The organism is Nocardia sp. NPDC050717, from assembly GCF_040654275.1.
Taxonomy (GTDB): domain Bacteria; phylum Actinomycetota; class Actinomycetes; order Mycobacteriales; family Mycobacteriaceae; genus Nocardia.
Window position 1 is genome coordinate 190,811 of the sequence record NZ_JBFAHR010000008.1, and the last position, 23,552, is coordinate 214,362.

The following is a 23,552-nucleotide window of genomic DNA, read 5'->3' on the forward strand; positions in this document are numbered from 1 at the left end:
GTCCGCGCCTTCTACATTCTCAGCGCCCGGTCAGAACACCCGCAGCGGACCGGGGGTCCACAGGCCGGTGCGCGTCGCCGTCCCCGTCTCCAGCTGCGCGGGCTCGGCGCGCAGGTGCTGGTCGTAGCGTTCCAGCGAACCCCAGTCGCGCGCCCAGTCGTCCTTCAGGTACGTCGGGATGGTGACCCGGTTCGCCAGCATCTGGGTGAAGCCGAGCGGGCCGCCGAACTCCTGCGCCTGCCAGGTGTCGGTCGAGGAGATCGCCAGCGGGCGGTCGGGCAGGATGCGGTAGTTCGCCACCTCGGCGACGCCGTTCTTGTGGGCGAACGGACGCTGGCACGGGAACTGCAGGCCCACGGCCCAGTCGAGCAGCACCGGCTGGTCCCGGCCGATGTAGCTGTCGAGGGTGCGCAGCTTCGGCACCCGCGGCGGGGTGAACGCCAGCCACTGGTCGCCGATCAGGATCGGGTCGTTGGCGACGATGCGGACCGCGTTCGCCTCGGCGGGCAGGTCGGCCACCGGCACGCGCAGGTTGCGCCAGGACGGGAACGGGCCGATATCGCGGGGCAGGTAGGTGCCGAGCGTGGTGACGCTGCCGTCCGGCGCCCTGGTGCCGTACTCCACGAGCAGCGACTGGCCGTACTTGTCGGCGCCGGTGTCGTCCTTGGAGGCGATGCGGCCCGCCGCGGAGATCACGACCAGCGGCGAGTCCTCGGAGCGGGCGGGCAGCCCGTACCAGGCCGACTCCAGGTGCGCGGGCTGCTGCACGCCCTCCTGGTAGGAGCCGAGGATCGGGGTCTGCGCGGGATCGAGGCCGAACGGCAGCGCGACGGTCGAGCCGTTCACGCCGCGCGCGCCCTCGCCACCGCCGGTGCCTGCGCTCTCGCCCTCGGCGAAGGCGGCGCCCACCGACTGGTTGCTGGTGTTGCCGGTGCCCGGCTTCACCTCGACCGCGTCGGCCGAGAGGTCACCCGGCACGCCGTTCGGCGTGAAGCCCACCGCGCCGGTGCCCGCGAGCGGGTCGTTCGTATCGGTGAACGGGCGGGCCGGGTCGACGATCGGTTCGAGCCTGCCGCCGTTCGGGTCGGACTCCACGAGCACGTCGTTGGCCAGGCCGCACGCGTTGCCGCCGATGGCGTCGGTGTTGGAGCGGGCCAGCGAGTACGCCGGGTACTGCTGGGTGGCGCCCTTGACCAGCGAGAGCACCTCGAACGCCACCATCAGCCCGACCACGACGGTCAGCGGGATGGCCGCGAACTTGCGGATCCGCCTGCCGCGCTCGGTCTTCGCCGACGGCACCGGCTTCACGTAGTCCTCGCGCAGCGCGTACCAGCCGACCAGCGCCAATGCCAGGCCGAACAGGATCAGCATCACGGTGTTGGAGTTGATGCCGCGCAGCGAGATGGTCTTGTCGAACCACGGCACGCCGTAGCTGGAGACGTACCAGTACCCGTTGATGCCGGAGAACGACAGCGCGAGCACGAACAGCAGTCCGGCCAGGAAGATGGCCCGGTTCTTGCGCGAGCGCAGCGCGCTCTGCGAGACGACCACGGCCGTCACCGCGGCCAGCGAACCCGCGATGCCCGCGTACGCGCCGAAGTGGTGGGTCCACTTCGTCGGGTTGAACATCATGAAGAAGATCGTCCCGAAGACGATGCCCATCAGCCGCCAGGTCGGGCCGGAGGCGACGCCGGGCACCTGGCGGCGGCGCAGCAGCACCAGCAGCGTGGTGAACAGGCACAGCAGCATCACCAGGAAGGCGAAGCGGCGGGCCAGCGAGCCGTCGACGGTCTCGACGAACATGTAGTAGTAGCGCAGGTAGTCCTCGTACCAGGCCAGGTTCGGCCCGGTCGCCTGCCGCACGCGGTTGGCCTCCTGGATCCCGGCGAAGGTCTGGTCGCCGTAGACCACCACGAGCACGAGCAGACCCGCCGAGGCGATCGGCGCCAGCAGCGGGATCGTGCCGAACTGGCGATGCCTGCGCACGACGATCCGCACGAGCGGCCGGATACCGGCCAGCAGCGCGGCCACACACATCAGTCCGGTCGGCGCCGCGGCCAGCGTGAAGGCCGCGATCAGCACCGCGATGCCCGCGGGCAGCAGTCGGCCGGTCGCGATGGCGCGCTCGATGGAGACCCAGGTGAGCAGTGCGCCGAGCGCGACGATCGGCTCCGAGCGCAGGCCGTTGTCGAACGGCAGCCAGAAGGCCAGGAAGACGAGGCCACCGGTCCACAGGGCCACCTGCGAGCGCTTGACCGCGTTGCCGAGGCGGGGCACCACCTCGCGGCTGATGACCATCCAGCACAGGATCGCGCAGATCAGCGCGGGCACGCGCACCCACGGGCTGGCCGTGGAGATCTCGGCGAACACCTGGATGACGTAGTAGTACCAGCCGAACGGCGCCTCGGGGACGCCGTACCAGCGGAAGTAGTTGGCCATGTAGCCGGCGTCCGGGGCCACGCGCACCATCGACAGGATGTAGCCGTCGTCGGAGGTGTTGGCGCCGACGAAATGCCAGGCCAGCAGGGTGCCGATGACAGCGCCGTCGGCCCAGGTGGGCTTCAGCCAGTTCTTCGGCAGGAAGCGGCGGTGCCCGCGACCGTCACTGCCGTCGAGCTTGGCCAGCGCGCCGAGGGCGATGAGGGTGCACAGCACCGCCGCGACGATCGCGATCAGCTTGCTCAGCGACGGGCTGGAGGAGAAGCGCGAGTCGATCGTCGAGGTGAGCGAAAGCCCCTGCGGGACCGCGCCCTTCAGATCGGAGAAGACGCCGACGATCTGCGGCCGCAGGTCACCGGCCAGCTGTCCCTGCACCGGGACCAGCACCGTCTCGACCGCGCCGGGCTGACCGGGGATCGGCCGCTCGATCTCCTTGGTCATGCCCTCGAACGAGGCCGTGGTGCGGTCGCGGTCGGAGCTGATGACGATCGAGGTGCACTGGTCCATCGCGGCCCGGTCGGCCGAGGCCACCACCGCGTTGCGGTCGACCACGTCGACCGAGGTGTCGGAGACCCGGACGAACAGCGCCTCCAGCGCGGCCCGGTCGCCCTGCGGCGGCGCGGTGGCCAGCAGCATGCCGCCCTGCTCGGGCAGCGTCGCGACGGCCGAGCACGGGATGGTGGCGTTCAGGTCGATGGGCACCTGCGACATCAGCGGCGCCTGGATGTTGCCGAGCTTGCCGTTCTGCGGCCAGTTCAGCTGCGCGGTCGTCTGGGTGACCGGCAGGAAGGGCGTCGCCACCGCGAACAGGGCGCCGAGAAGTCCGGCGACGAGCGCGATCCATCGCGCGATCCGGAAGTCCTTCTCGGATACCACCGGTTCGGCGGGTGGCTTGGTGAGAACAGCAGTTGCGGCGTCTGGCACGGTTCGCCATGGTATCCGCACCCAGGTCGTTGTGACGGGTCGCACGCCCTGCTGCGCGACGCGCCGCCACCCCCGATGTGAAGTTCAAGCATTTCATTAAGGATGCTTCGCGTGCGCCGGCGTTCCGGCATCATGGCCGTCGGCTATCGATCCAGGTCCGGCGCGGGCCGCGCGCAGGACACAGGAGTTTGTCGATGTTAACAGTGTGCACGATGCATATAGCTAAAAAGCGGGGTAACTGTTACAGACGGTAACAGTCCGGCATTGTAAATGCCGATCACTACCGCGGCGGCCGAAATACGAAGGTTCCCAAATGAAATGGTAGGTGCGAATTGCGCAATGCCGAAAAATGCCTTTCGTACTCTTGAACACGACATCTTCACATCTCGGAGGTGTCGTTTTCACCCAAGGAGTACGCATGTTCAACAGCAACTTCTTCGCCCGCACAGCACTGGCGACCGCCGGGTGTGCGGTCGCCGCGGCGTCGTTCGGTATCGGCCCCGCCGCGGCCCAGGCCTCGACCACGGTCAGCCCGGCCGGCGCCGCCGTGCAGGCCACCAACCAGGGCGTGGTCAAGGCCGTGGCGGGCGGTGTCACCATCACCTGCTCGACCTCGACCGCGACCGGCACCGTGCCCGCCGCACCGGGCAACACCAACCCGAGTGGGCCGGTCACGGTACCGATCAACGCGCCCAGCTTCACCGGCTGCACCACCAGCATGTGGGGCGTGAGCGCCACGGTGACCACCAGTGGCAGCTGGTCCATCACGGGCCAGAACGGGTCGCCGATCTCCGGCTCGATCAACGTGCCGACCGGCGGCATGGTCATCCAGACCAGCGGTCTGGCGTCCTGCAAGGTGGTCGTCGCCCCGACCGGGCCCGCGTCGCTGGCGGGCACCTGGACCAACGGCAACCCGTCGACGGTCCAGGCGACGAATTCCCCCGCACCCATCAAGGTGACCGGCGGATTCGGCTGCCCGACCAGCGCCACCACCGGATCGGTGACCGGCGTGTACAAGGTCACCAACACCACCACCCCGTCGGTGCCGATCACGGTCGGCCCCTGACAATTCCGAGGTGAATTCGGATGACCGGTAACGCGACGACGTCATCTCGAATTGTGTTCGCTGTGCGATGAAAAAGAACCCGCGTGCGTCTCGCACTCGCACGCGGGTTCCCTCACATCCTAGGCAATATTCGCGCCGGGTGCCGACCAGCGGCGCCCGGCCGCGGACCCCGGTCTCTTCCAGGGCACGCGCATCCCTAGACTCGACCTCATGACCAAGGTGAATCTCGTGACCAATTACGGACCGATCGTGCTGGAGTTGGACGACCAGGCCGCGCCGAACACGGTCGCCAACTTCGTCAACTACGTGAACGCGGGTCACTACAACGGGACCGTGTTCCACCGCGTCATCCCCAACTTCATGATCCAGGGCGGCGGCTTCGAGCCCGGCCTGAAGCAGAAGCCGACCCAGGCGCCCATCCAGAACGAGGCCACCAACGGCCTGAAGAACGACAAGTACACCGTCGCGATGGCCCGCACCAACGACCCGCACTCGGCCACCGCCCAGTTCTTCATCAACGTCTCGGACAACGCCTTCCTCAACCACACCGCCCCCCAGGGCCAGGGCTGGGGCTACGCCGTCTTCGGCAAGGTCTCCGAGGGCACCGAGGTCGTCGACAAGATCGCCGCCGTCTCCACCGGCAACGCGGGCCCCCACCAGGACGTCCCGGTCGACGACGTCGTCATCGAATCCGCCTCGATCGCCTGACCTTTCGACGCCACCGCCGAGCCGCCACCCGACCCGGTGGCGGCTCGTCGCATGCACGCGTCTCGCCGGCCTCCAGGCCGACAGCCCCCGAGTACACTGAATCGGCGGGATCGGACCCGCTCAGAGGCGTCCGAGAGGAGCGTGCGTGACTGCCGAGACAGCGCCCCCTGCGTGGATGCATGAGCAGATCACGGCGGAGGTCTACGACTCCTGGTCCGAGGAACAGTGCGCGGGTATCGAAATCGTCGACGGGATGGTGGTAGTGAGCCCGAGCGCCTCCAAGCGCCACCACCGGCTGGCCCGAGTTCTGGCGAACGCGCTGGACAGTGCCGGGGGCACCGACTGGAACGCCGACACCGACTTCGACATCCGGCTCCAGGATGTACCGCTGACGAACCGCCGCCCCGATGTCGTGGTGTACCGGGCGGACACGATCGATCTCTCGCCCACCAGGCCCGAGCACGTCCTGATGGTCGTCGAGGTCGTCTCCCCTGGCTCGGAAACCACCGACCGGATCGTGAAGCTGGATCAGTACGCCAAGGCGGGTATCGCGTTCTTCTGGCGGGTCGAGCAGGCCGCGACCGGTGTGCCGCTCGTCTATACCTACATCCTCGACCCCGCCACCAGGACCTACCGCACCGGCGACATGTTCACCGGCATCATCAAGGTGCCGGTCCCGTTCTCGGTAGAAGTGGACCTCGGCGAGGTATAGCCGCGAAGATGCGAGAAGGGCCGCCTCGGGGAATCGAGGCGGCCCTTCTCGTCGGGTGTCTACAGCGGCAGGACGTGGTGCTTGCGCGGGTTGCGCTGGATCTTCTTGTCCTGGAGCAGTTTCAGGGCGCGGCGGATTTCCAGGCGGGTGGTGGCCGGTTCGATGACCGCGTCGATGAAGCCGCGTTCCGCGGCCACCCAGGGGGTGGCCACGTTGGCGTTGTAGAAATCGATGAGGTTCTGGCGGACGGCCGCGCGCTGGTCTTCCGGGGCCGCGGCGATCTGGGCTGCGCCGAGCAGGCCGATGGCGCTCTCGGCGCCCATGACCGCGATGCGGGCGGTGGGCCAGGCGAGGTTGATGTCGGCGCCGAGCTGCTTGGAGCCCATCACCGCGTAGCCGCCGCCGTAGGACTTGCGGACCACCAGGGTGATCTTCGGGACCGAGGCCTCCACGTAGGAGAACAGGAAGCGGCCGCCGCGCTTGATCACGCCGACCTTCTCCTGCTCCACACCCGGCAGGAAGCCGGGGGTGTCGACGACGAAGATCAGCGGGATCTCGAACGCGTCGCACAGGCGCACGAAATGCGAGGCCTTGTCCGAGGCGCGGGCATCGAGGGCGCCTGCCGAGGCCATCGGCTGGTTCGCGACCACGCCGACGCTCTGCCCGTCGACCCGGGCGAAACCGGTGATGATGTTCGGCCCGGTGTCGCCGCTGATCTCCTTGAACTCGCCGTCGTCGAAGATGCGCAGCAGGATGTCGTACATGTCGTAGCCGGCGTTGTCCGAATCCGGCATGAACGTGTTGAGTTCCCGGTCGGAATCGGTGATCTCGGGCTCCAGGCCCGGGTTCACCACCGGCGGCAGTTCCTGGCAGCTGGTGGGCATGTAGCCGAGGTATTCGCGCACCCACTGGAACGCGGACTCCTCGTCCTTGGCCACATGGTGGATGTTGCCGTAGTCGGCCTGGGTGCGGGCGCCACCGAGCTCCTCGAGGCTCACGTCCTCGCCGGTGACCTCCTTGATCACCTTCGGCCCGGTGACGAACATGTGCGCCGACTCGGTGGCCACCACGATGTCGGTGCAGATCGGCTGGTACACCGCGCCACCGGCGCAGTTGCCCAGGATCACCGACACCAGCGGCACCATGCCCGACAGCGGCTCCATATTGGTCGCCATCCACGCGTACCAGGCCAGCGAGCTGACCGCCTCCTGCACGCGCGCGCCGCCGGAATCGTTGATGCCGACCAGCGGAATGCCGACCTTGGCGGCGTACTGCATGATGCCGCACAGCTTGCGGCCGAACGCCTCGCCGACCGAGCCGCCGTACACGGTCTGATCGTGGGAGAACACCGCCACCGGCCGGCCCTCGACCAGGCCGTGGCCGACCACGACACCATCGCCGTACAGCGCGTTCGCGTCACCGGACTTGCGGACCAGCGCGCCGATCTCGACGAACGTGCCCGGGTCCATCAGCATGTTGATCCGGTCGCGGGCACTCGGAATGCCCTTACGCGCCCGCTTCTCGATCCCCTTGGCGCCAGTCGGCTCTTTGGCGAGCTCGAGCCGCTCGTTCAGATCGGCAAGCTTTTCGGCGGTCGTGCTCACTTACGTACTTCTCCCTTTGCGGAAATCGCGGCCAGTTTGGCGGCGAGGTCGGCACCGATCTGGCCGATCCGCGGTTCGTCGACGATCTGCAGGTGGTCGCCCGGGATGTGGACGACCTCCAGGTTCTTCACGTACTCATCCCAGCCACCGTTGGGCTTGCGATGGGCGAATCGGGGTTCGAGTTCGATCGCACCGTCGTGGTACCGGTCGGCCAGGTACAGCACGACGTCGCCGTCGTACTCGCGCGGCCGAACCTGCTGGAGCGCGCGGTTCTCGATCCACGAGGTCCGCTGGTGTTCCAGCACACCGCCGGGGATCTTCGCTCCGGACAGCTTGATCAGGTCGCTGATCATGGAGAACTGCTCGGCATCGGAGGCCGCGGCCAGTTCCTCGATCTGCGAACGGTCGAGCTCGGCGGGGACGTTGTAGGTCTTCTTGGCGAAGGCCTGGTAGCGCTCGAGGCGGCGGACGCGCTCCTCGGGGCTGTTGTCCTCGTCCTCGACGGTCATCGCGAGGTCGATCAGGCCGACGTAGCGCACATCGGCCCCTTCCTCACGCAGCAGCTGACCGACCTGCATGGCCAGCACCGCGCCCAGCGACCAGCCGTACAGCACGTACGGGCCGTCACCCTGGATCTTGCGCAGCTCCGGCAGGTACTCCCTGGCACGTTCCTCGATGGAGCCGTCGACTCGCTCGATGCCGTACATCGGGGTGTCGGCGGGCAGGCGCTTGAGCAGCGGCTCGTAGACGAGGGTGTTGCCACCGGCCGGGTGGAACACGAAAACCGGAGTGGCGGTGGAGCCTTCGGCACGAGCACGCAGCGGGCGGACGAAGCCGTCCACGTCGGCCCCGCTGTCCTGCAAGGTGCGCACGACCTCGGACAGCTGCTCGATGGTCTCGCAGTCGAGCACATCGTCGACGGTGACCTCGGCCTTGACCCGTTCGGTGAGGCGCGCCGCCATCTTCTCGGCGACATCCTCTTCCAGGATCGGGAGCGTGTTGAAGATGCCGCCGGGCGACGTGCCCGTGACGACCGCCCAGGTGGCGTAGGCCAGGCGCTCGGCCGCGTCACGTGGCGGAACGTTCTCCTCGTCGCCGGCCGGCGCGGAGTAGTCGACGTCCACTGCCGCCTGCGTCGCGTCCGGTGCCGGAGCGACGGCCGGGGTCACGGCTTCAGCGGGCGGCGCGGCCTGCGGCTCGTCGGCCGAAACAGCCTCAGCCGCAGCGACATCCTGCTTGTCAGCGGCCGCGTCCGGCAGTTCCGCGCCTGCGGCCTTGGCCGCCGCCAGCGGATCATCGCCCGCCGCGATCGCCGCGCGCGCCGCCTCGACGAAGTTCGCGTCGACGCCGATCTCCACGTCCTCGCCTGCCGCCTTGGCCGCGGCCTGCTTCTCCGCCATCGCCGCGATCTCGTCGCGGTGCTCGATCGCGTAGCGCAGCACCTTCGACACCTCGTTGAGGCTGGCGTCGCGGACCGCGGAGATCTGCAGCTGCGGGATGTCGAATTCGTATTCGACGCGGTTCTTGATGCGCATGGCCATCAGCGAGTCGAGACCGAGTTCCATCAGCGGGATCTCCATGGGGAGGTCCTCGACGGCGTAACCCATCGACTCGGCGACGATCACGCACAGCCGCTGCTCGACGGTCTCGGTGCCGTTGGGATCCCAGCGATCGCTGGTGGCCACGGCGACCTCGGCGGCGGTGGGCTCGACGGCGGCCGGTTCGGCCACGGCGGCAACGGGTTCGGGCAGCGCGGCACCGGAGGTGACGACCGCGTCGAACAGCAGCGTGAAGCCGCCCGCGTTCTTGGCGTGCACCTGCACCGACGCACCACCGAGGTGCGGGGTGAGGGTGGTGGTCAGGGTGCCGGTGGTCGGCAGCGCGGCGTGCGGGTGCGAGACCGACACGGCGACATCCGAGAGCACCTGCGCGGCGGCGGCCTGCACCAGCGCGGTGAGGTCGCTGACCGCACCGGCCTGTACCTCCCAGGCGTGGCGGCCGTCGGGCATCGCGACGTGCGCGCCCGGCGCCTTGGTGTTGCCGCCACCGGCCGACATCGCGACCTTGGGCCAGTACTCCTTGCGCACGAACGCGGTTCGCGGCACGTCGGCGTAATCGCCTTCGGGCAGCAGCGAACTCAGGTTCACGGCGTGGCCGTGCACGTAGAGCTGGGCGAGCGCGCCGATGACACCGGCGGACTCGTCCTCCTTGCGCTTGAGCGTCGGGATGAGCTGCGCGTCGTGCACGCCCGCCGCGAAGGTGGTGCCCAGGACCTGCATCAGGGCAACGGAATTGGGGGCGAGCTCCAGGAAGGTGGTGTGCCCGGAGTCGACGGCTGCCTTGACCGCGTTGGTGAAGTACACGCTGCCGCGCATGTTCTTCACCCAGTAGGGCTCGTCGTGCACCGGATCGGAGCCGGGCTTGAAGTACAGGCCCTCGTGCACGGTGGAGTACAGGCCGGTCGTGAGCGAGGTGGGCTCGATGCCTGCCAGTTCCGCGGCCAGCTCGCCGAGCAGCGGGTCCATCTGCGAGGTGTGGCCCGCACCGCGGGTGGGCAGGATGCGGGCGAACTTGCCCATGCCCTCCACCTCGGCGACGATCTGCTCGACCTGCTCGCGCGGCCCGCCGATGACGGTGTTGGTCGGCGCGGCGTACACCGCGCACTCCACGTCGGGGAAGCGCTCCAGCAGCTGGGCCACGTCGTGGGCGCTGAGCTCGACGAGCGCCATGTTGCGCACGTCGTCCTCGGTGATCATCTGCTCGCCCTCGCCCATCAGGCGCGAGCGGGCGCAGATCACGCGCACCGCGTCCTCGATCGTCAGGCCGCCCGCGATGTACGCGCCGGCGACCTCACCCATCGAATGACCGACCACGGCAGCGGGTTCCGCGCCGTGCGCGCGCAGCAGCGCGGCCAGGCCGAGCTGGATGGTGAAGATGCCGACCTGGCAGGTGCCGACGTCGTAGTCCTGCTCGTCGTCGAGGAACATCTCGCGGATCGAGTAGCCCGCCTCGTCCTGCACCAGCTCGTCGACCGCGTCGACGGTCTCGCGGAAGATCCGGTTCTCGCCGTAGAGCTGCTTGGCCATCTTGCGGTGCTGCGAACCGAAACCGGACAGCACCCAGACGGGCGCGTTGGACGCGGGCGAGTCGGCGGTGAACACACCGGCGCCGGGCTTGCCCTCGGCGATGGCGCGCAGACCGGCGACGGCCTCCTCGTGGGTCTTGGCCAGCACCACGCCGCGCGAACGCTGGTGGCTGCGCTTGGCCAGCGACCGGGCCACATCGGCCAGCGGCACGTCCTTGCCCGGGCCTTCCAGCCAATCGGCCAGGTCCGCGGCGGCGCGCTTGCGGCGCGAGGGCAGGTAGGCGGACACGGCCAGGATCACCGGCAGCGGCTCGGCGCGCTCGCCGTCCCACTCCGGCAGCGGCTCGGCGGCGGCCTCGGTGATGGCGGTGGCCTCGGCGACCACATCGGTGGTCTCCTCGTCCCCGATCTCCGCGGCGGCGACCTGCTCCGGCGTCACGTCCGCGACGGCGGACGCGCCCGGCACGTACTCCTGCAGCACCACGTGCGCGTTGGTGCCACCGAAGCCGAAGCCGGAGATACCGACGGTCGCCACGCCGCTGTAGCGGGGGAACTCGGTCGGCTCGTCGACGACCTTGAGGTTGGCCTGCTCGAACGGGATGTACGGGCTCGGGCCCGCGTAGTTGATGTTCGGCGGGATCACGTTGTGCTGGAACGACATCAGCACCTTCGCCAGGCTCGGCACGCCCGCGCCGGACTCCAGGTGACCGAAGTTGGTCTTCACCGAGCCGAGCAGGGCGGGCTTGTCGGCCTCGCGACCGCGACCGACCACGCGGGCCAGCGCCTCGGCCTCGATCGGATCGCCGATCGGGGTGCCGGTGCCGTGCGCCTCGATGTAGTCGACCGTGGAGGGGGCGATGCCCGCGTCGCGGTAGGCCCGGCGCAGGACGTCGGCCTGGGCCTCCGGGTTCGGCGCGAGCAGGCCGTTGGAGCGCCCGTCGCTGTTGACCGCGGTGCCCTTGATGACGCCGTAGATGTGGTCGCCGTCGCGCTCGGCGTCGACGAGCCGCTTGAGCACGACCAGGCCGGCGCCCTCGGAGCGGACCATGCCGTCGGCGTCCTTGGAGAAGGCCTTGATGCGGCCGTCCTCGGAGGTGCCCGGGGCGAAACCGAGTGTCGTCATCGGCATCAGCAGCATGTTCACGCCGCCGGCCAGCGCCACGTCGGCCTCGCCGTCACGCAGGGCGCGCACCGCCTGGTGCACGGCGACCAGCGTGGACGAGCACGCGGTGTCGACCGTGACCGACGGGCCGCGGAAGTCGTAGAAGTAGGACACCCGGTTGGCGATGATGCCGTTGGAGCTGCCCATGATCGCGTAGCCCTCGGCCGAGGCGGGCACATTCGGATCGGCGTTGCCGAGCGCGAGCGCGGCCAGCATCTGGAAATCGCTGGTCGAGGAGCCGATGAACATGCCGACCGGCGAACCCTTGAGGTCGCTCGCCGGGATCCGGGCGTGCTCGAGCGCCTCCCAGGTGAGCTCCATCATCAGCCGCTGCTGCGGGTCGATGCGCTCGGCCTCGAGCGGCGAGGTGGCGAAGAAGTCGGCATCGAAGCCCTTGACGACGTCCTGGTCGAGGTAGCCGCCCCTGGTCTTGCCCGCGGCCACGGCGGCGGCGATGGCGGGATCGCCGAGGAACTCGTCCCAGCGCCCCTCCGGCAGCTCCCGGATCGCGTCACCGCGCCCGATGATGAACTCCCAGGTCGACTCGGGCGTGGTGCCCGCGCCGGGCAGCCGGGTCGACAGGCCGACCACGGCGATGTCGTGCGCCTCACCGGGCTGGTAGGCGGCGGCGTAGTCCTCGATCTCCTCGGCGGGCAACTCGGGCTCGCCGTTGACGATGATCTCGGCCAGCGACCCGATCGTCGGATGCTGGTAGATCACCGTCGGCGCGAGGGTGACGCCGGTGTAGTCCTCGATGTCGCCACCGAGGGCGAGGGCGTCGCGCGAGGCCAGCCCGAACTCCTCCATCGGCCGGTCGACGGTAATCGCGTCGATCGACTGGCCGGTCGCGTCGGCGACCCAGCGGCGCAGCCATTCGCGCAGCTCGGCAACCGAAAGATCACCTTCGGAAGCGGAGGTCTCGGGGGTGGGGGTGGGCGTGCCCTCGTTGTCACCAGCGGCGGCCGACTGTTGAAGGCCGTCGCTTGCCTGGGGGAGGTCGTTGTTAACCATTAATCCTCAAGCTACCTGTCTGTGTACAGGGCGCGCCGTGGAATGACGCCCGACGTGTGTGTCACGCCGGGCGTCGCTCGCTACCGGTCGGCCGATTACTCTTCCGGTGCATCGGGGAAAGCCTGCTGGGTGTAACCACCGCGCAGCGTTCCCTCGAGGTAGGCGGCCTTGCAAGCCCGCCGGGCGATCTTGCCGCTGGAGGTGCGCGGGATCGAACCCGCGGGGACCAGCAGGATGTCACGGGCCGTCACGCCGTGGCGCTGCGAGACCGCGGCACGCACCGCGTCGGCGATCGGAGCCGGATCGGCCTTGCCTGCGCCGGGGCCGCGCTCGGCCACGATGACCAGCTGCTCGGACGCGTCGTCGGCGTCGAACTTCAGGCCGGAATGGCTGTCGGCGGTGAACACCTCGGCGGGCAGCTGGTTGGCCGGGACCGCGAAGGCCGCGACGAATCCGGGCCGCAGCGCCTTGGACGCCTCCTGCGCGGAGAACTCCAGGTCCTGCGGGTAGTGGTTGCGCCCGTCGACGATCACCAGGTCCTTGACGCGACCGGTGATGTAGAGCTCGCCGTCGTAGAACACGCCGTAGTCACCGGTGCGCAGCCAGTCGGCGTCGGGCGCGGTGCCCTCGGCGTGGCTGCCCTCGGCCAGCCGCTCGGTGACCTTGTTGCGGAACGCCTTGGTCGACTCGTCGGGGCGTCCCCAGTAGCCGATGCCCATGTTGTTGCCGTGCAGCCAGATCTCGCCGACCCGGCCGTCGGGCAGCTCGCGGCCGCCCTCGGGGCTCTCCACCGACTCCGGATCGATGATGGTGGCCCACTGCGACAGCGCGACGTAACCGCACGCGACCTGCGCGATGGCGTTCTCGTCGGACTGCTCCACGCGCACCATGCGGCCCGCGTTCAGCTCGTGCCGGTCGACGTAGACGACCTTGGCCTCGTCCTCGGCCTTGGTCGCCGAGACGAACAGGGTGGCCTCGGCCATGCCGTAGCAGGGCTTGATCGCGGTCTTGGGCAGGCCGTACGGGGCGAACGCGTCGTTGAACTTCTTCATCGACGAGACGGTCACCGGCTCGGAGCCGTTGATCAGGCCGATCACGTTCGACAGGTCGAGCGACTCGCCCGCCTTCGGCAGACCACGCGCCGCGGCGTGCTCGAACGCGAAGTTCGGCGCCGCCGCGAAGGTGCCCGCGCCGTCGGAGACAGCGGCCAGCTCGTTGATCCAGCGCGAGGGACGGCGCACGAACGCGCTCGGCGACATGATGGTGATGTAGCGACCGCCGACGGCGGGCAGGATCACCGTGAGCAGACCCATGTCGTGGAACAGCGGCAGCCAGGTGACGCCGCGCGAGTTCCAGTCCAGGTTGATCGCCTTGACCATCTGCAGCAGGTTGGTGCCGACCGCGCGGTGGGTGATCTCCACACCGGCGGGCACCCGGGTCGAGCCCGAGGTGTACTGCAGGTAGGCGATGTCGTCGATCGCGGTGTCGGGGCGGACCCAGGAATCACCGAGGGTGTCCGGGATCGCGTCGACGGCGATGATGCGCGGACGCTGCGCGGCGGGCAGCGAACGGAAGAACTGGCGGACACCGGCGGCCGAGGAGGTCGCGGTGAGGATCGCCGACGGCTCGCAGTCACCGAGGACGGCGTGCAGGCGGTCGGTGTGGCCCGGCTCGTCGGGATCGAACAGCGGCACGGCGATGGTGCCCGCGTAGATCGCGGCGAAGAAGGAGATCACGTAGTCCAGGCCCTGCGGGGCGAGGATCGCGACCCGGTCGCCCGGGTTGGTCACCTGCTGCAGGCGAGCGGCTACCGCGCGCAGCCGAACTCCGAACTCCTGCCAGGTCAGCTCATGCACCTCGCCGTCGCGCTCACGCGAGTAGTCGATGTAGCGGTACGCGAGCGTGTTCGCATCGTTACGGGTGTGCTTCTCGACGTGATCGACCAGGGTCCGACCCTCGGGAATCACAATGTTCCCGGTCTCGTCCAGGTAGTCGTCGAAAGTCTCTTCCATTCCTTCTTCTCCTCCGAGGCCCGGACACCGGTGAATTCTCCCAACGCGCTGTGGCGTTGACACCTGTGAGGCCCCGACTCGCTATCGCCACCGGTCGCCGGAACACGCACCACGTGCGTCATGACAACCTGCGGATTTTCGAGCGGTCTGCGCGGTGACCGCTATCGGCTAGATGTTCTCAAACCAGAGTCATGTTACAGAGAACCCCCGCTCAGTCCTCCCGCAGCAGCGGAATGACAGGCGCGAAAGCATCCATCTGGGTGGGGAAGATGCCCACATACGACATCGACGTGAGTTCGCGCACACGCTTGATCTGTTCGGCGATCTCCTCGAAGGTGCCGATCGCGACGTACGGCGAATTCAAGATCTCCTCGACGGAGAGTTCCACGTCGACCTCGAGATTCGGATGCAGGCCGCGGGCGATCGCGTTCAACGCCATCTCCGCGGTCTTCTCCCGGTCGTCGGTGATGACGATCGCGGTGATCGCCCAGTTCAGTTCGATGTCGGCGAAGCGGTCGCCGGCAGCGGCCTTGACGATCTCGACCTTCTCGATCGTCTTCTCGAGCGTGATGCCCGACAGCAGACCCTTACCGTTCTTGGTGGTCTGCGGGACGATCGAGACGATGTCGGCGTGCTTGGCCGCCAGCGCGAGCATCTTCGGGCCGCCGCCACCGGTGCACAGCGGCGGGCGCGGGCCCTGCCGCGGGCGCGGGGTGCCCTTGATCCCCCGCACCTGGTAGTGCTTGCCCTCGAAGTTGCACTCCTGGCCGCGCAGCAGCGTGTCCAGGATGGTCAGCGACTCGTCGAGCTTCTCCAGCCGGACGCCGGGGCGCTCGAACGGGATGCCCGCGTTGTCGAACTCCTCCTTGATCCAGCCCGCGCCGACGCCGACCTCGAGGCGGCCCTTCGACAGCACGTCGATGGTGGCCAGGTCCTTGGCCAGCACGACGGGGTGGCGGAAACCGTTGGCCAGCACGGACGTGCCGAGCCGGATCTTGTCCGTGGCCTGGGTGAGCGCGCCCAGCGCGGCGATCGGGCCGATCTGGTCGCCCAGATGATCGGGCACGAAGAAGGTGTCGTACCCGTATTCCTCGGCCTGCTGCGCGGTCTGGACGAACTTGCGCGCCCCGCCCTCCTGCTTGTTGCCCTCTCCGGCCGCTCCGAAGCGGAACGGACGCAGCGGCGTACCCAGCGCGGTCGTCTCACCGACGGGTGCGGCAGCTTCGGTCATGAACTCATCGCTCCTGGCTGTTGCACGCAGCGCGTGCTTGGCGGTGTACACGGGCCCGCCGCTACTCCGCGGTAGCGGAGGAAGACGGCACGATCATCAGCGCACTTTACAGCGTGCGAGCGAATGGGAGTGCGGATGTCACAGCGAGGCATGAACCATGGCAATCGCACGCCCGCTGTGACTGTGAATACTCCGACTGTCGGCCGCTCAGGAATGTGGCGGATGAGGAGCGTTCTCGATCAGCCCGGCCGCCCAGTTCACCGTCCACTGGGTGGCGGTGGTGCCCTGTCCGTCGACGGTGTTGGTGGCGTAGAGAGCGTGCACCGGGTTGCCCGCCGAGCGGATCAGCGCGCCGAGGCTGCTCAGTGCGTTGGCCGGGTTCAGGGCCTGGCGCGGTGCGTCGCAGATCATGTCGCCGGGGGCGCAGATCGAGTTCACCTTCGGCGCCAGCGTGCCGAAACCGCCGGGCCGCGCGCCGGTCATGCTGATGCCAGGGACGTTGACACCGCGCAGCGCCACCTCGGCGCCCTGACCGGGCGGCGGCGGATCGCCGATCTCGACCGGCTGGCCGGGACCGGTGTCACCGGTGCGGCGGCCGTCGGCGATCACGGTGACGCCGAGGACCTTGTCGGCGGGGACCGGACCGTTGCCCGCGCCGATCTGGGCGGCGACGTCACCGGCGATGACCGCGCCCTGCGAGAAGCCCGCGATGACGTAGGTGGTCAGCGGGCACTGCTTGTGCCGCTGGGCCAGGATGTCGGTGGCGCGCGCCGTGCCCTCGGTGCGGCTGTTGTTGTAGGAGGCCTGGCCGTCCGGCGGAATCGCGATCGGGTTCGAGAACTGGGCCACGTAGGGCACCGTGTAGACCTCGAGCCGGTCGTCGGGGAACTGCTCGCGCAGCGGCCCGCTGACGCTGAGCATCAGCGAGATCGGGTTCGCGTGCGGGTTGTACGGATCATCGGTGCTCGACGACTCCCAGGTGCCCGGAATCGAGAGCAGCATCACATCGGGACAATCGGCCGACTGCGACGTCGGTGGCGGCGGGCCGGGCGGGGTGGGGCCCGGCGGGGTCAACCGCCCCGCCAACAGGTACCAGAGCAGCACGATGACGATGATCGCGAGCACGATCAGCGCCAGCACGGTCAGGCACCCCGCAGGCCAGAGCTTGCGGGAACGTCGCGTCGGCCGGTTCATCAGCAGTAGGTGGAGTTCGCGGCGGCCATGTAGACCTGCGCCGCCCGGTTGACGTCCATGTTGGCGTCACCGAAGGCCGGGTCGGTGCCGGCCATCGCGCCGACGAAGGTGGCGATGTCGGCGTCGCTGGCCCCGGTGGACTTCGCGGAACAGATGTAGCTGGCCGTGGTCAACGCGATCGTCGGATCGGCGGGCTTGATGCCGTTCTTGGCCAGCTCGGCGAGGAAGGCGTCGTCCTTGGCTGAGGTGGGTCCGACCGGCTCGGTGACCTCCGGCGCGGGCTCCGGCAGTTCGGCGGACGTGGTCGGGTCGGCCTCCGAGGGCGGGGTGACGACCGTGGTGCTCGGCTTCGCCGAGGACGTTGCCGCCGCGGCGCTCGACGAGAGCGTCGGCGTCTGCGACGCCGTGGAGTCGTTGTCACCACATGCCGACAACAGGGCGACGGCAGCCAGGGCCGCGACCGATCCGGCAACCATGCCAGGGATCCGATGCAATGTCTTTCCTCGATCGTTCGTCAGGGAAGCGGTCGCAGACCAGGCTAGCCGGACAATCGGCGCCACCGGGTACCGCAGGGCGATGCTCAGAGAGTTCTCAGCCCGGGCTCACACGCCGTGAACTTCGGATTTGCCGCCCTTCACCACGATGAACCCGGTCTGAAAATTCTGCTGAACGCCACCGGGGACCGGGAACTCGTCGCTCACCGGATAGCCGAGCCTGCCGTTCTCGAAGCCCTGCGCGCCCCAGGCGTCGGCCACGGGTCCGTTGCGCACCGCCCAGGTGCCCGACAGCGGGCTCCAGTAGATGCTGCCGCCCTCGAACCGGCTGTACCGGCCGAGATCCTTCAGCGGCGCCTCCTCGGCGACCGGGAAGCCGAGCGGGCTGTTCTCGAAGCCGAGCGCGGCGTACTTGTCCAGGATGAAGCCCTGCACCCGGTGCGCGCCGGTGGCGGGGCTGTAGAACATCGGGCCGTGCTCGAAGGACTGCACCGACCCGTCCCGGCTCGGCGTCTTCGCTTCGGCGGCGACGGGATACCCGGCCGGACCACCCTCGAAGCCCTGCTTGCCCCACGCCTCCAGGAAGGCGCCGCGCACCACCTGCGCGCCCGTCTGCGGCGTCCAGTAGATCGCGCCGCCCTCGAAGGACTGCATGCGGCCGCGGCCGTCGGGCAGCACCCGCTCGCCCTCGGTGGGCATGCCCAGCGGCGAAAGCGGCCCGCCCACACCGGCATACGTGCCGCCGATTCGCCCGGCTACCACCTGGGCGCCGGTCGCCGCTGAATGGAACACCCGGCCGTTGAGGAAGTCCTGCACCACACCCGATCCCACCGGGTACTCGCCGGTCACGCAGTTGCCCAGCCAGTTGGCCGCCTGCGCCACCCCGGCGATGGCCCCGCCGAGGCCGCACGCGGGCGCGCCGGGTTCGGTGCCGAGCGCCGCGGCCGCCTGCGGCCACGACTGCCGCATCTCGAAATCCCAGTAGGGCCAGGTGTGGATGCCGGAGGGGCGGTAGTTCGCCTGCACCGGGATGGCCAGCTTCTCCAGCTTGCCGACGAAGTTCTCCGTCGACATGCGCGCCAGGATCTCCAGCCCGGTCCCCGCCCAGTTGCCGCTCACCAGCGGCACCGGACCGGCCGGGTCGTTGGCGCCGGCCAGGCCGCTGCCGCTGGAGACGTACATGCTGATGCCCTTCAACCGCTCCGCCAGCAGATACGGATCGTGCGCGGCCCATTCCGGGCCGCCGGGCGGGCCCCACATCGCGGCGGAGTCGAAGCCGCCCGCGTCGCGGACCGCGAATTCGATCGCCTGCGGCATCCCGAGCGTGGTGGTGGTGAGCAGGCCCGAATACGACGCCGCGTACTTCACCAGGCCGGGATTGCGGCCCGCGAGGTTCATCGCGGCGGTGCCGCCCATCGAAAGGCCCTGGACGCCACGCACATCCGTGGTGCGCCAGTCGCGTTCGAGCACGGCGGGCAGTTCCTTGGTCAGGAACGTCTCCCACTTGTACAGGTGGCCGTTCGACGGCTCGAGCCAGTCGGCGTAGAAGCTGGACTGGCCGCCGACCGGGAGCACCACGTTCACGTTCTTGTCGCCGTAGAAGACCTCGGCGTCGGCGTCCTTGGTCCAGCCGTTCTCGTCGTCCTGGGCGCGCAGGCCATCGAGCATCAGCAGCATCGGGAACTTGGCGTCGGGCTTGGCGTTCCAGTCGCGGGCCAGCAGCATCTGCACCTGGATCGGGGTGTTCATCGAGGGCGAGAACACCCACAGCGCCACCCGGCGATCGGAGAGCCATTCCACCCGCTGCACGCCCGCGACCCCGGCCTGAGCCTGGGCCTGGGCCGGCACGGCGACGGTCGGCGCCAACAGGGCCGCTGCCATGGCCGCGATGCCGAGGATCCGCCGCATCGGCGCTGAAACACGATGAACCGAGACACGATGTTTCATCACGCGCGACCCTCCTCATCCCCCATCCACGGCCTGCCTCATCGATGGTTGTACCGCAGCACCCACCGATAACCGGGGAAGACACGCGAGAGCCGCGCACAGCAAAAAGACCGGCTCACCCTGCGGGTGAACCGGTCTTGTCAGCGTTGCTGAGCGGAAACTATCAGGCGCCCAGCGCACCGAGGATGTGCGGACGTGCCTTCCACAGCTCGTCTTCCCAGTACTTCCACGAGTGCGTGCCGCTGGCCGGGAAGTCGTAGACGGCGTTGATGCCGAGCGAGTTCAGGCGGTTGCGGAACGAGAAGGTGCTCACCATCGAGATCGCCTCGATGCCCATGGCATTGGCGGTGTTGTAGAGGCCGCCGAGGCCGGCCGGACGGTCGTGCTGACCGGGCAGGCCGTTGGCCGTGGAGATGAACATCGGCAGGCCGCGCAGCTCGGGCGCGAACACCATCGGGTCCATCCGCAGCCACGCCGGGCTCCACGGAGCGGCCATGGAGTCGACGTTGAAGCGGCCCGCGTCGAGCATCATCACGCGGATGGCCTCACGCATGCCGGGGGCGCCCCAGTTGAGCGGGCCCGAGAGCGAGGAGGCGTGCTTGAACTGGTCGCGGTGCAGCGCGGCCAGACGCAGCGCGGCCGGGCCACTCATCGAGAGGCCGAGCACCGCGTTGTTCGTGCGGGAGACGCCGTAGCCCTCGAGGAAGGCGGGCAGCTCCTCGGTCAGGAAGGTCTCCCACTTGTAGGTGGTCTTCTGGCCGTTGGTGTTGGAGGCGGCGGTCCAGTCGGCGTACCAGCTGGACTGGCCACCGACCGGCATCACCAGGGTGACGTTGTCGTTGGCGAACTGCTGCATCGCGTTGGTCTCGAAGGACCAGGCGTTGCGGTCGTCGCGGGCGCGCAGGCCGTCGAGCAGGTAGAGCGCGGCGTTGCCACCGTTGCGCGCCCACTGCACCTGGACCTTGACCGGGCCCATCTTCGACGGAACCATCAGCTCTTCGTAGCCACCGGCCGGGGCCCGCAGCGCCGGCGCCGACACCGGGGCGGCGAACGCCGTCGGGGCCGCCCCCGCGGCGATCGGCAGCACGAGTGCCGCGGCGCCGACAGCTAGAATTCGATGACGCCAACCTCGAGGTGCAATGCCCCGGGACGTGCCCGGCTGGTCACCCTTCGGCGCGGCGGCCTTGCCGAAACGCATGTGAATTCCGCTCTCTTTCTGCTGTTGTGGCGTGCCAGACCCGCCCAGGGACATCGCCCGGATCCCGACAGTCCGGCCGATCAGACAGGTGAAACAACGATCTGGTCACACTTTCGCTCGCTGGAGGATATTCGACCCGCGAATTACTTGCAAGGGCAACAGAACTCGCCTCGGAAAACAAACGTCCGGCGCACGAATGCGCCGGACGTTCGTTGTGGCGTCGACTAGCCGATGTTGTTCGACAAATCCGGGATCATGCGCAGCGCCTCGTCATTCCAGTTGTTCCAGGCGTGGATGCCGTAGGCCGGGTACGAGTAGTGGACGTTGCGCGCACCGAGGGTCGCCATGCGCACCTCGAAGGCGCGGGTGTTGGCCAGCGCGAGCGCCTCCAGCGCCATGCCGTTGACGGTGCCCATGCTCGGCCCGTCGGTATTGGTCGGCAGGCCCGATGCCGCCGCGATCCACAGCCTGGTGTTGTTGCCGACCAGGTTCGGGGCGAAGACGAACGGGTCCATCCGCAGCCACTGCGGGCCCCACGGCGGGGCCATGGAGTCGACGTTGTAGCCACCGGCGTCGAGCATCGCGATGCGGATGGCCTCGCGCATGCCGGGCGCGGAGATGTTCAGGTAGCCCGAGAACGCGCCGGCGAAGGAGAACTGGTCCGGGTGGTAGGCCGACAGCGTGAGCGCCGCGGAGCCGCCCATGGAGAGGCCGAACACGCCGTTGCGGTAGCGGTTGAAGCCGAGGCGGTCGGCCAGGGCGTTGCGCAGGTCGTTGGTGAGGAAGGATTCCCACTGGTAGCGATAGCTCTTGCCGGGCCCGCCGGAGAGCGCGTTGCCCGCGCCGGAGCCGGAGGCGGGCGCGCCGCTGCCGGGAATGCCGAAGAATTCACTCGGCGAGTTCCAGTCGGCGTAGAAGCTCGACATACCGCCGACCGGCATCACCACGTTGATATTCGCCCTGGCGAGCGCGTTCGGGATATCCGTTTCGATCTCCCAGCCGTTGAGATGCTCCGGCGCGCGCATACCGTCGAGCACATAGACGACGCGGTTGGTGTTGCCGTCGGCCGCGCGCAGAATGCGCGACTTGATCGGGCCCATGCCCGAGTCGACCCAGAAGTCGAACGCGGCGGGGTTGAATCCGGCGGTGGCGGGGGCGGCGCCGCCCGCGACGGCGGTTCCGATCGGAACCAGCAGGGCCATCGAGATCCCGGCTGCCAGACGACGCGCCCAGGAACGCGGGGCTGCGGTCTTCACGCGCTTCGGGCGCAGTGTTCGCATTTCGACTAGACCTTTCTCGGCAGACCGACTGCGCAAACCCCGAGCTACACGGTCGGATCCCTCATCGGACGTCGATCACCTCGACGCATGCTCACTCTGTATCAATCGCGGCGAATGCCTACATGTTGCTGGAAAGTGACCCGGAGCACAACTCACGGTGACCTGCCATCGGTGATTCGTCACCGGCCCTCTGTCGGATCGTGACGAAAACGCACGAATGGCCGCCCGGTGCGTTTTGCACCGAACGGCCATTCGCTACCACCACGGTTTCGGCCGCCCCGGCTCCGCGGAGCGAGACGGAACGCCGCAGGCGCAGTATCGCTTCGCGGAGCCGGGGTCACGAGGCCGAAACCCCGCGGCGCCAGCCGCCGATAATTCAGCCGATGTTGGCCGACAGGTCCGGAATCATCCGGTTGACCTCGGTCTCCCAGTTGCGCCAGTTGTGCACGCCGGTGATCGGGAAGTCGAAGTGCGCGTTGCCGCCGCCGAGGGTGGCCATGCGGACCTGGAAGGCCCGGCTGTTGACCATCGCGAGCAGCTCCAGCGGCACGCCCTGGACGATCTCCATCGGGTTGGACACGTCACCGGCGCCCGGGATGCCGCTGGCGGCCGAGACCCACACGCGGGTGCCGTTGCCGACCAGGCGCGGCGCGAACACGAACGGGTCCATCCGCAGCCACTGCGGGCCCCACGGCGGCGCCATCGCGTCGATGTTGAAGCCACCGGCCGACACCATCGCGACGCGCATCGCCTCACGCATGCCCGGCGCCGAGATGTTCAGGTAGCCCGAGAACGACCCGGCGAAGCTGAACTGGTCCGGGTGGTAGGCGGCCAGCGTCAGCGCGGCGGAGCCGCCCATCGACAGGCCGAACACGCCGTTGTTGTTGGGGTTGAAGCCGAGGCGGCTCGACAGCGCGTTGCGCAGGTGCTGGGTGAGGAAGGTTTCCCACTTGTAGGTGTTCTTCTTGCCCGCCACCTGAGCGGGCGCGATCGACGAACCGGTCATCGCCGAACCCGTGGCCGCCGAACCGGTGGAGCTGCCGCCCGAACCGGCGTCGAGGCCGAAGAAGTTGCTGGGCGCGTTCCAGTCGGCGTAGAAGCTGGACTGGCCGCCGACCGGCATCACGACGTTGATGTTGGCCGCGGTGAGCGCGCGGGCGACGTTGGTGTCGATCTCCCAGCCGCTCAGGTCGTCGCGGGCCCGCATGCCGTCGAGCGCGTACACCACGCGGCCGGTGTTACCGTCCGCGGCGCGGAAGATCCGCGACTTGATCGGGCCCATCTCGGAGTCGACCCAGAAGTCGAAACCACTGGGATCGAAGGCCGCCGACGCGGTGCCGGTGGGACCAGCCACCGCCGCACCGATCGGGAGCACTACGGCCAGGGAGAGCAGCACCGATCGCTTGAGCCAGCCGGCTCCCCGGGCTCTGAGACGTCCGCCACGCATTCTGTTTTGGGCCTTTCCTCGTGCGGCTCGCGCGAACC

General features: G+C 68.8%; 14 protein-coding genes. 3 read left to right on the forward strand and 11 right to left on the reverse strand.

What is annotated here, in order from left to right; all coding sequences use genetic code 11:
* Nucleotides 1-30 precede the first annotated feature (30 nt).
* On the reverse strand, nucleotides 31-3,315 hold the full coding sequence (locus AB0H56_RS18255) for an arabinosyltransferase domain-containing protein (protein ID WP_357164515.1): 3,285 nt from the start codon (nucleotides 3,313-3,315) through the stop codon (nucleotides 31-33).
* Nucleotides 3,316-3,781: 466 nt separating this feature from the next.
* Here AB0H56_RS18255 and AB0H56_RS18260 point away from each other — a divergent pair, with 466 nt between their 5' ends.
* From AB0H56_RS18260 to AB0H56_RS18270, 3 genes are all read left to right on the forward strand, one after another.
* Nucleotides 3,782-4,429: a hypothetical protein gene (locus AB0H56_RS18260; RefSeq protein WP_357164251.1), complete on the forward strand. Its 648-nt coding sequence runs from the start codon at nucleotides 3,782-3,784 to the stop codon at nucleotides 4,427-4,429.
* A gap of 210 nt (nucleotides 4,430-4,639) precedes the next feature.
* Nucleotides 4,640-5,137: a peptidylprolyl isomerase gene (locus AB0H56_RS18265; RefSeq protein ID WP_357164254.1), complete on the forward strand. Its 498-nt coding sequence runs from the start codon at nucleotides 4,640-4,642 to the stop codon at nucleotides 5,135-5,137.
* A gap of 145 nt (nucleotides 5,138-5,282) precedes the next feature.
* Nucleotides 5,283-5,849 (forward strand): Uma2 family endonuclease, encoded by a 567-nt coding sequence (locus AB0H56_RS18270; RefSeq protein ID WP_357164257.1) that lies wholly within the window; start codon nucleotides 5,283-5,285, stop codon nucleotides 5,847-5,849.
* Nucleotides 5,850-5,908: 59 nt separating this feature from the next.
* Here AB0H56_RS18270 and AB0H56_RS18275 read toward each other — a convergent pair whose 3' ends face one another.
* The 10 genes from AB0H56_RS18275 to AB0H56_RS18320 form a co-directional block, all read right to left on the reverse strand.
* On the reverse strand, nucleotides 5,909-7,453 hold the full coding sequence (locus AB0H56_RS18275; protein WP_110038082.1) for an acyl-CoA carboxylase subunit beta: 1,545 nt from the start codon (nucleotides 7,451-7,453) through the stop codon (nucleotides 5,909-5,911).
* Nucleotides 7,450-12,711 carry a polyketide synthase Pks13 gene (pks13, locus tag AB0H56_RS18280; RefSeq protein WP_357164260.1) on the reverse strand — a complete coding sequence of 1,754 codons (5,262 nt, stop codon included), beginning with the start codon at nucleotides 12,709-12,711 and terminating at the stop codon, nucleotides 7,450-7,452. The genes AB0H56_RS18275 and pks13 overlap by 4 nt, the downstream gene beginning before the upstream one ends.
* A 95-nt stretch (nucleotides 12,712-12,806) precedes the next feature.
* Complete coding sequence (gene fadD32, locus AB0H56_RS18285; protein ID WP_110038081.1) at nucleotides 12,807-14,723, reverse strand: long-chain-fatty-acid--AMP ligase FadD32; 1,917 nt, start codon at nucleotides 14,721-14,723, stop codon at nucleotides 12,807-12,809.
* 211 nt (nucleotides 14,724-14,934) lie between these two features.
* Nucleotides 14,935-15,954, reverse strand: a complete 1,020-nt coding sequence (locus AB0H56_RS18290; RefSeq protein WP_110038304.1) for an LLM class F420-dependent oxidoreductase — start codon at nucleotides 15,952-15,954, stop codon at nucleotides 14,935-14,937.
* 207 nt (nucleotides 15,955-16,161) lie between these two features.
* Nucleotides 16,162-17,148, reverse strand: coding sequence for a cutinase family protein (locus tag AB0H56_RS18295; protein WP_357164264.1), 987 nt, complete (start codon nucleotides 17,146-17,148; stop codon nucleotides 16,162-16,164).
* Nucleotides 17,148-17,624, reverse strand: a complete 477-nt coding sequence (locus tag AB0H56_RS18300; protein WP_357164267.1) for a DUF732 domain-containing protein — start codon at nucleotides 17,622-17,624, stop codon at nucleotides 17,148-17,150. Before AB0H56_RS18300 ends, AB0H56_RS18295 begins: the two co-directional genes overlap by 1 nt.
* 126 nt (nucleotides 17,625-17,750) lie before the next feature.
* Nucleotides 17,751-19,523, reverse strand: a complete 1,773-nt coding sequence (locus AB0H56_RS18305) for an alpha/beta hydrolase-fold protein (RefSeq protein WP_357164518.1) — start codon at nucleotides 19,521-19,523, stop codon at nucleotides 17,751-17,753.
* Between the two features lie 229 nt (nucleotides 19,524-19,752).
* Nucleotides 19,753-20,787 (reverse strand): alpha/beta hydrolase family protein, encoded by a 1,035-nt coding sequence (locus AB0H56_RS18310; protein ID WP_244198257.1) that lies wholly within the window; start codon nucleotides 20,785-20,787, stop codon nucleotides 19,753-19,755.
* A gap of 224 nt (nucleotides 20,788-21,011) precedes the next feature.
* Nucleotides 21,012-22,067, reverse strand: coding sequence for an alpha/beta hydrolase family protein (locus tag AB0H56_RS18315; protein WP_357164270.1), 1,056 nt, complete (start codon nucleotides 22,065-22,067; stop codon nucleotides 21,012-21,014).
* A gap of 376 nt (nucleotides 22,068-22,443) precedes the next feature.
* A complete protein-coding gene (locus AB0H56_RS18320) occupies nucleotides 22,444-23,514 on the reverse strand; it encodes an alpha/beta hydrolase family protein (RefSeq protein WP_167456265.1) in 1,071 nt (356 codons plus the stop codon).
* Nucleotides 23,515-23,552 lie beyond the last annotated feature (38 nt).

Bases quoted from the DNA above. Each gene is read 5' to 3' on its own strand.
- AB0H56_RS18260 (WP_357164251.1), top strand. From the start codon at position 3,782: ATGTTCAACAGCAACTTCTTCGCCCGCACAGCACTGGCGACCGCCGGG.
- AB0H56_RS18265 (WP_357164254.1), top strand. From the start codon at position 4,640: ATGACCAAGGTGAATCTCGTGACCAATTACGGACCGATCGTGCTGGAG.
- pks13 (WP_357164260.1), bottom strand. From the start codon at position 12,711: ATGGTTAACAACGACCTCCCCCAGGCAAGCGACGGCCTTCAACAGTCG.
- fadD32 (WP_110038081.1), bottom strand. From the start codon at position 14,723: ATGGAAGAGACTTTCGACGACTACCTGGACGAGACCGGGAACATTGTG.
- AB0H56_RS18290 (WP_110038304.1), bottom strand. From the start codon at position 15,954: ATGACCGAAGCTGCCGCACCCGTCGGTGAGACGACCGCGCTGGGTACG.
- AB0H56_RS18295 (WP_357164264.1), bottom strand. From the start codon at position 17,148: ATGAACCGGCCGACGCGACGTTCCCGCAAGCTCTGGCCTGCGGGGTGC.
- AB0H56_RS18300 (WP_357164267.1), bottom strand. From the start codon at position 17,624: ATGGTTGCCGGATCGGTCGCGGCCCTGGCTGCCGTCGCCCTGTTGTCG.
- AB0H56_RS18305 (WP_357164518.1), bottom strand. From the start codon at position 19,523: ATGGCAGCGGCCCTGTTGGCGCCGACCGTCGCCGTGCCGGCCCAGGCC.
- AB0H56_RS18310 (WP_244198257.1), bottom strand. From the start codon at position 20,787: ATGCGTTTCGGCAAGGCCGCCGCGCCGAAGGGTGACCAGCCGGGCACG.
- AB0H56_RS18315 (WP_357164270.1), bottom strand. From the start codon at position 22,067: ATGCGAACACTGCGCCCGAAGCGCGTGAAGACCGCAGCCCCGCGTTCC.
- AB0H56_RS18320 (WP_167456265.1), bottom strand. From the start codon at position 23,514: ATGCGTGGCGGACGTCTCAGAGCCCGGGGAGCCGGCTGGCTCAAGCGA.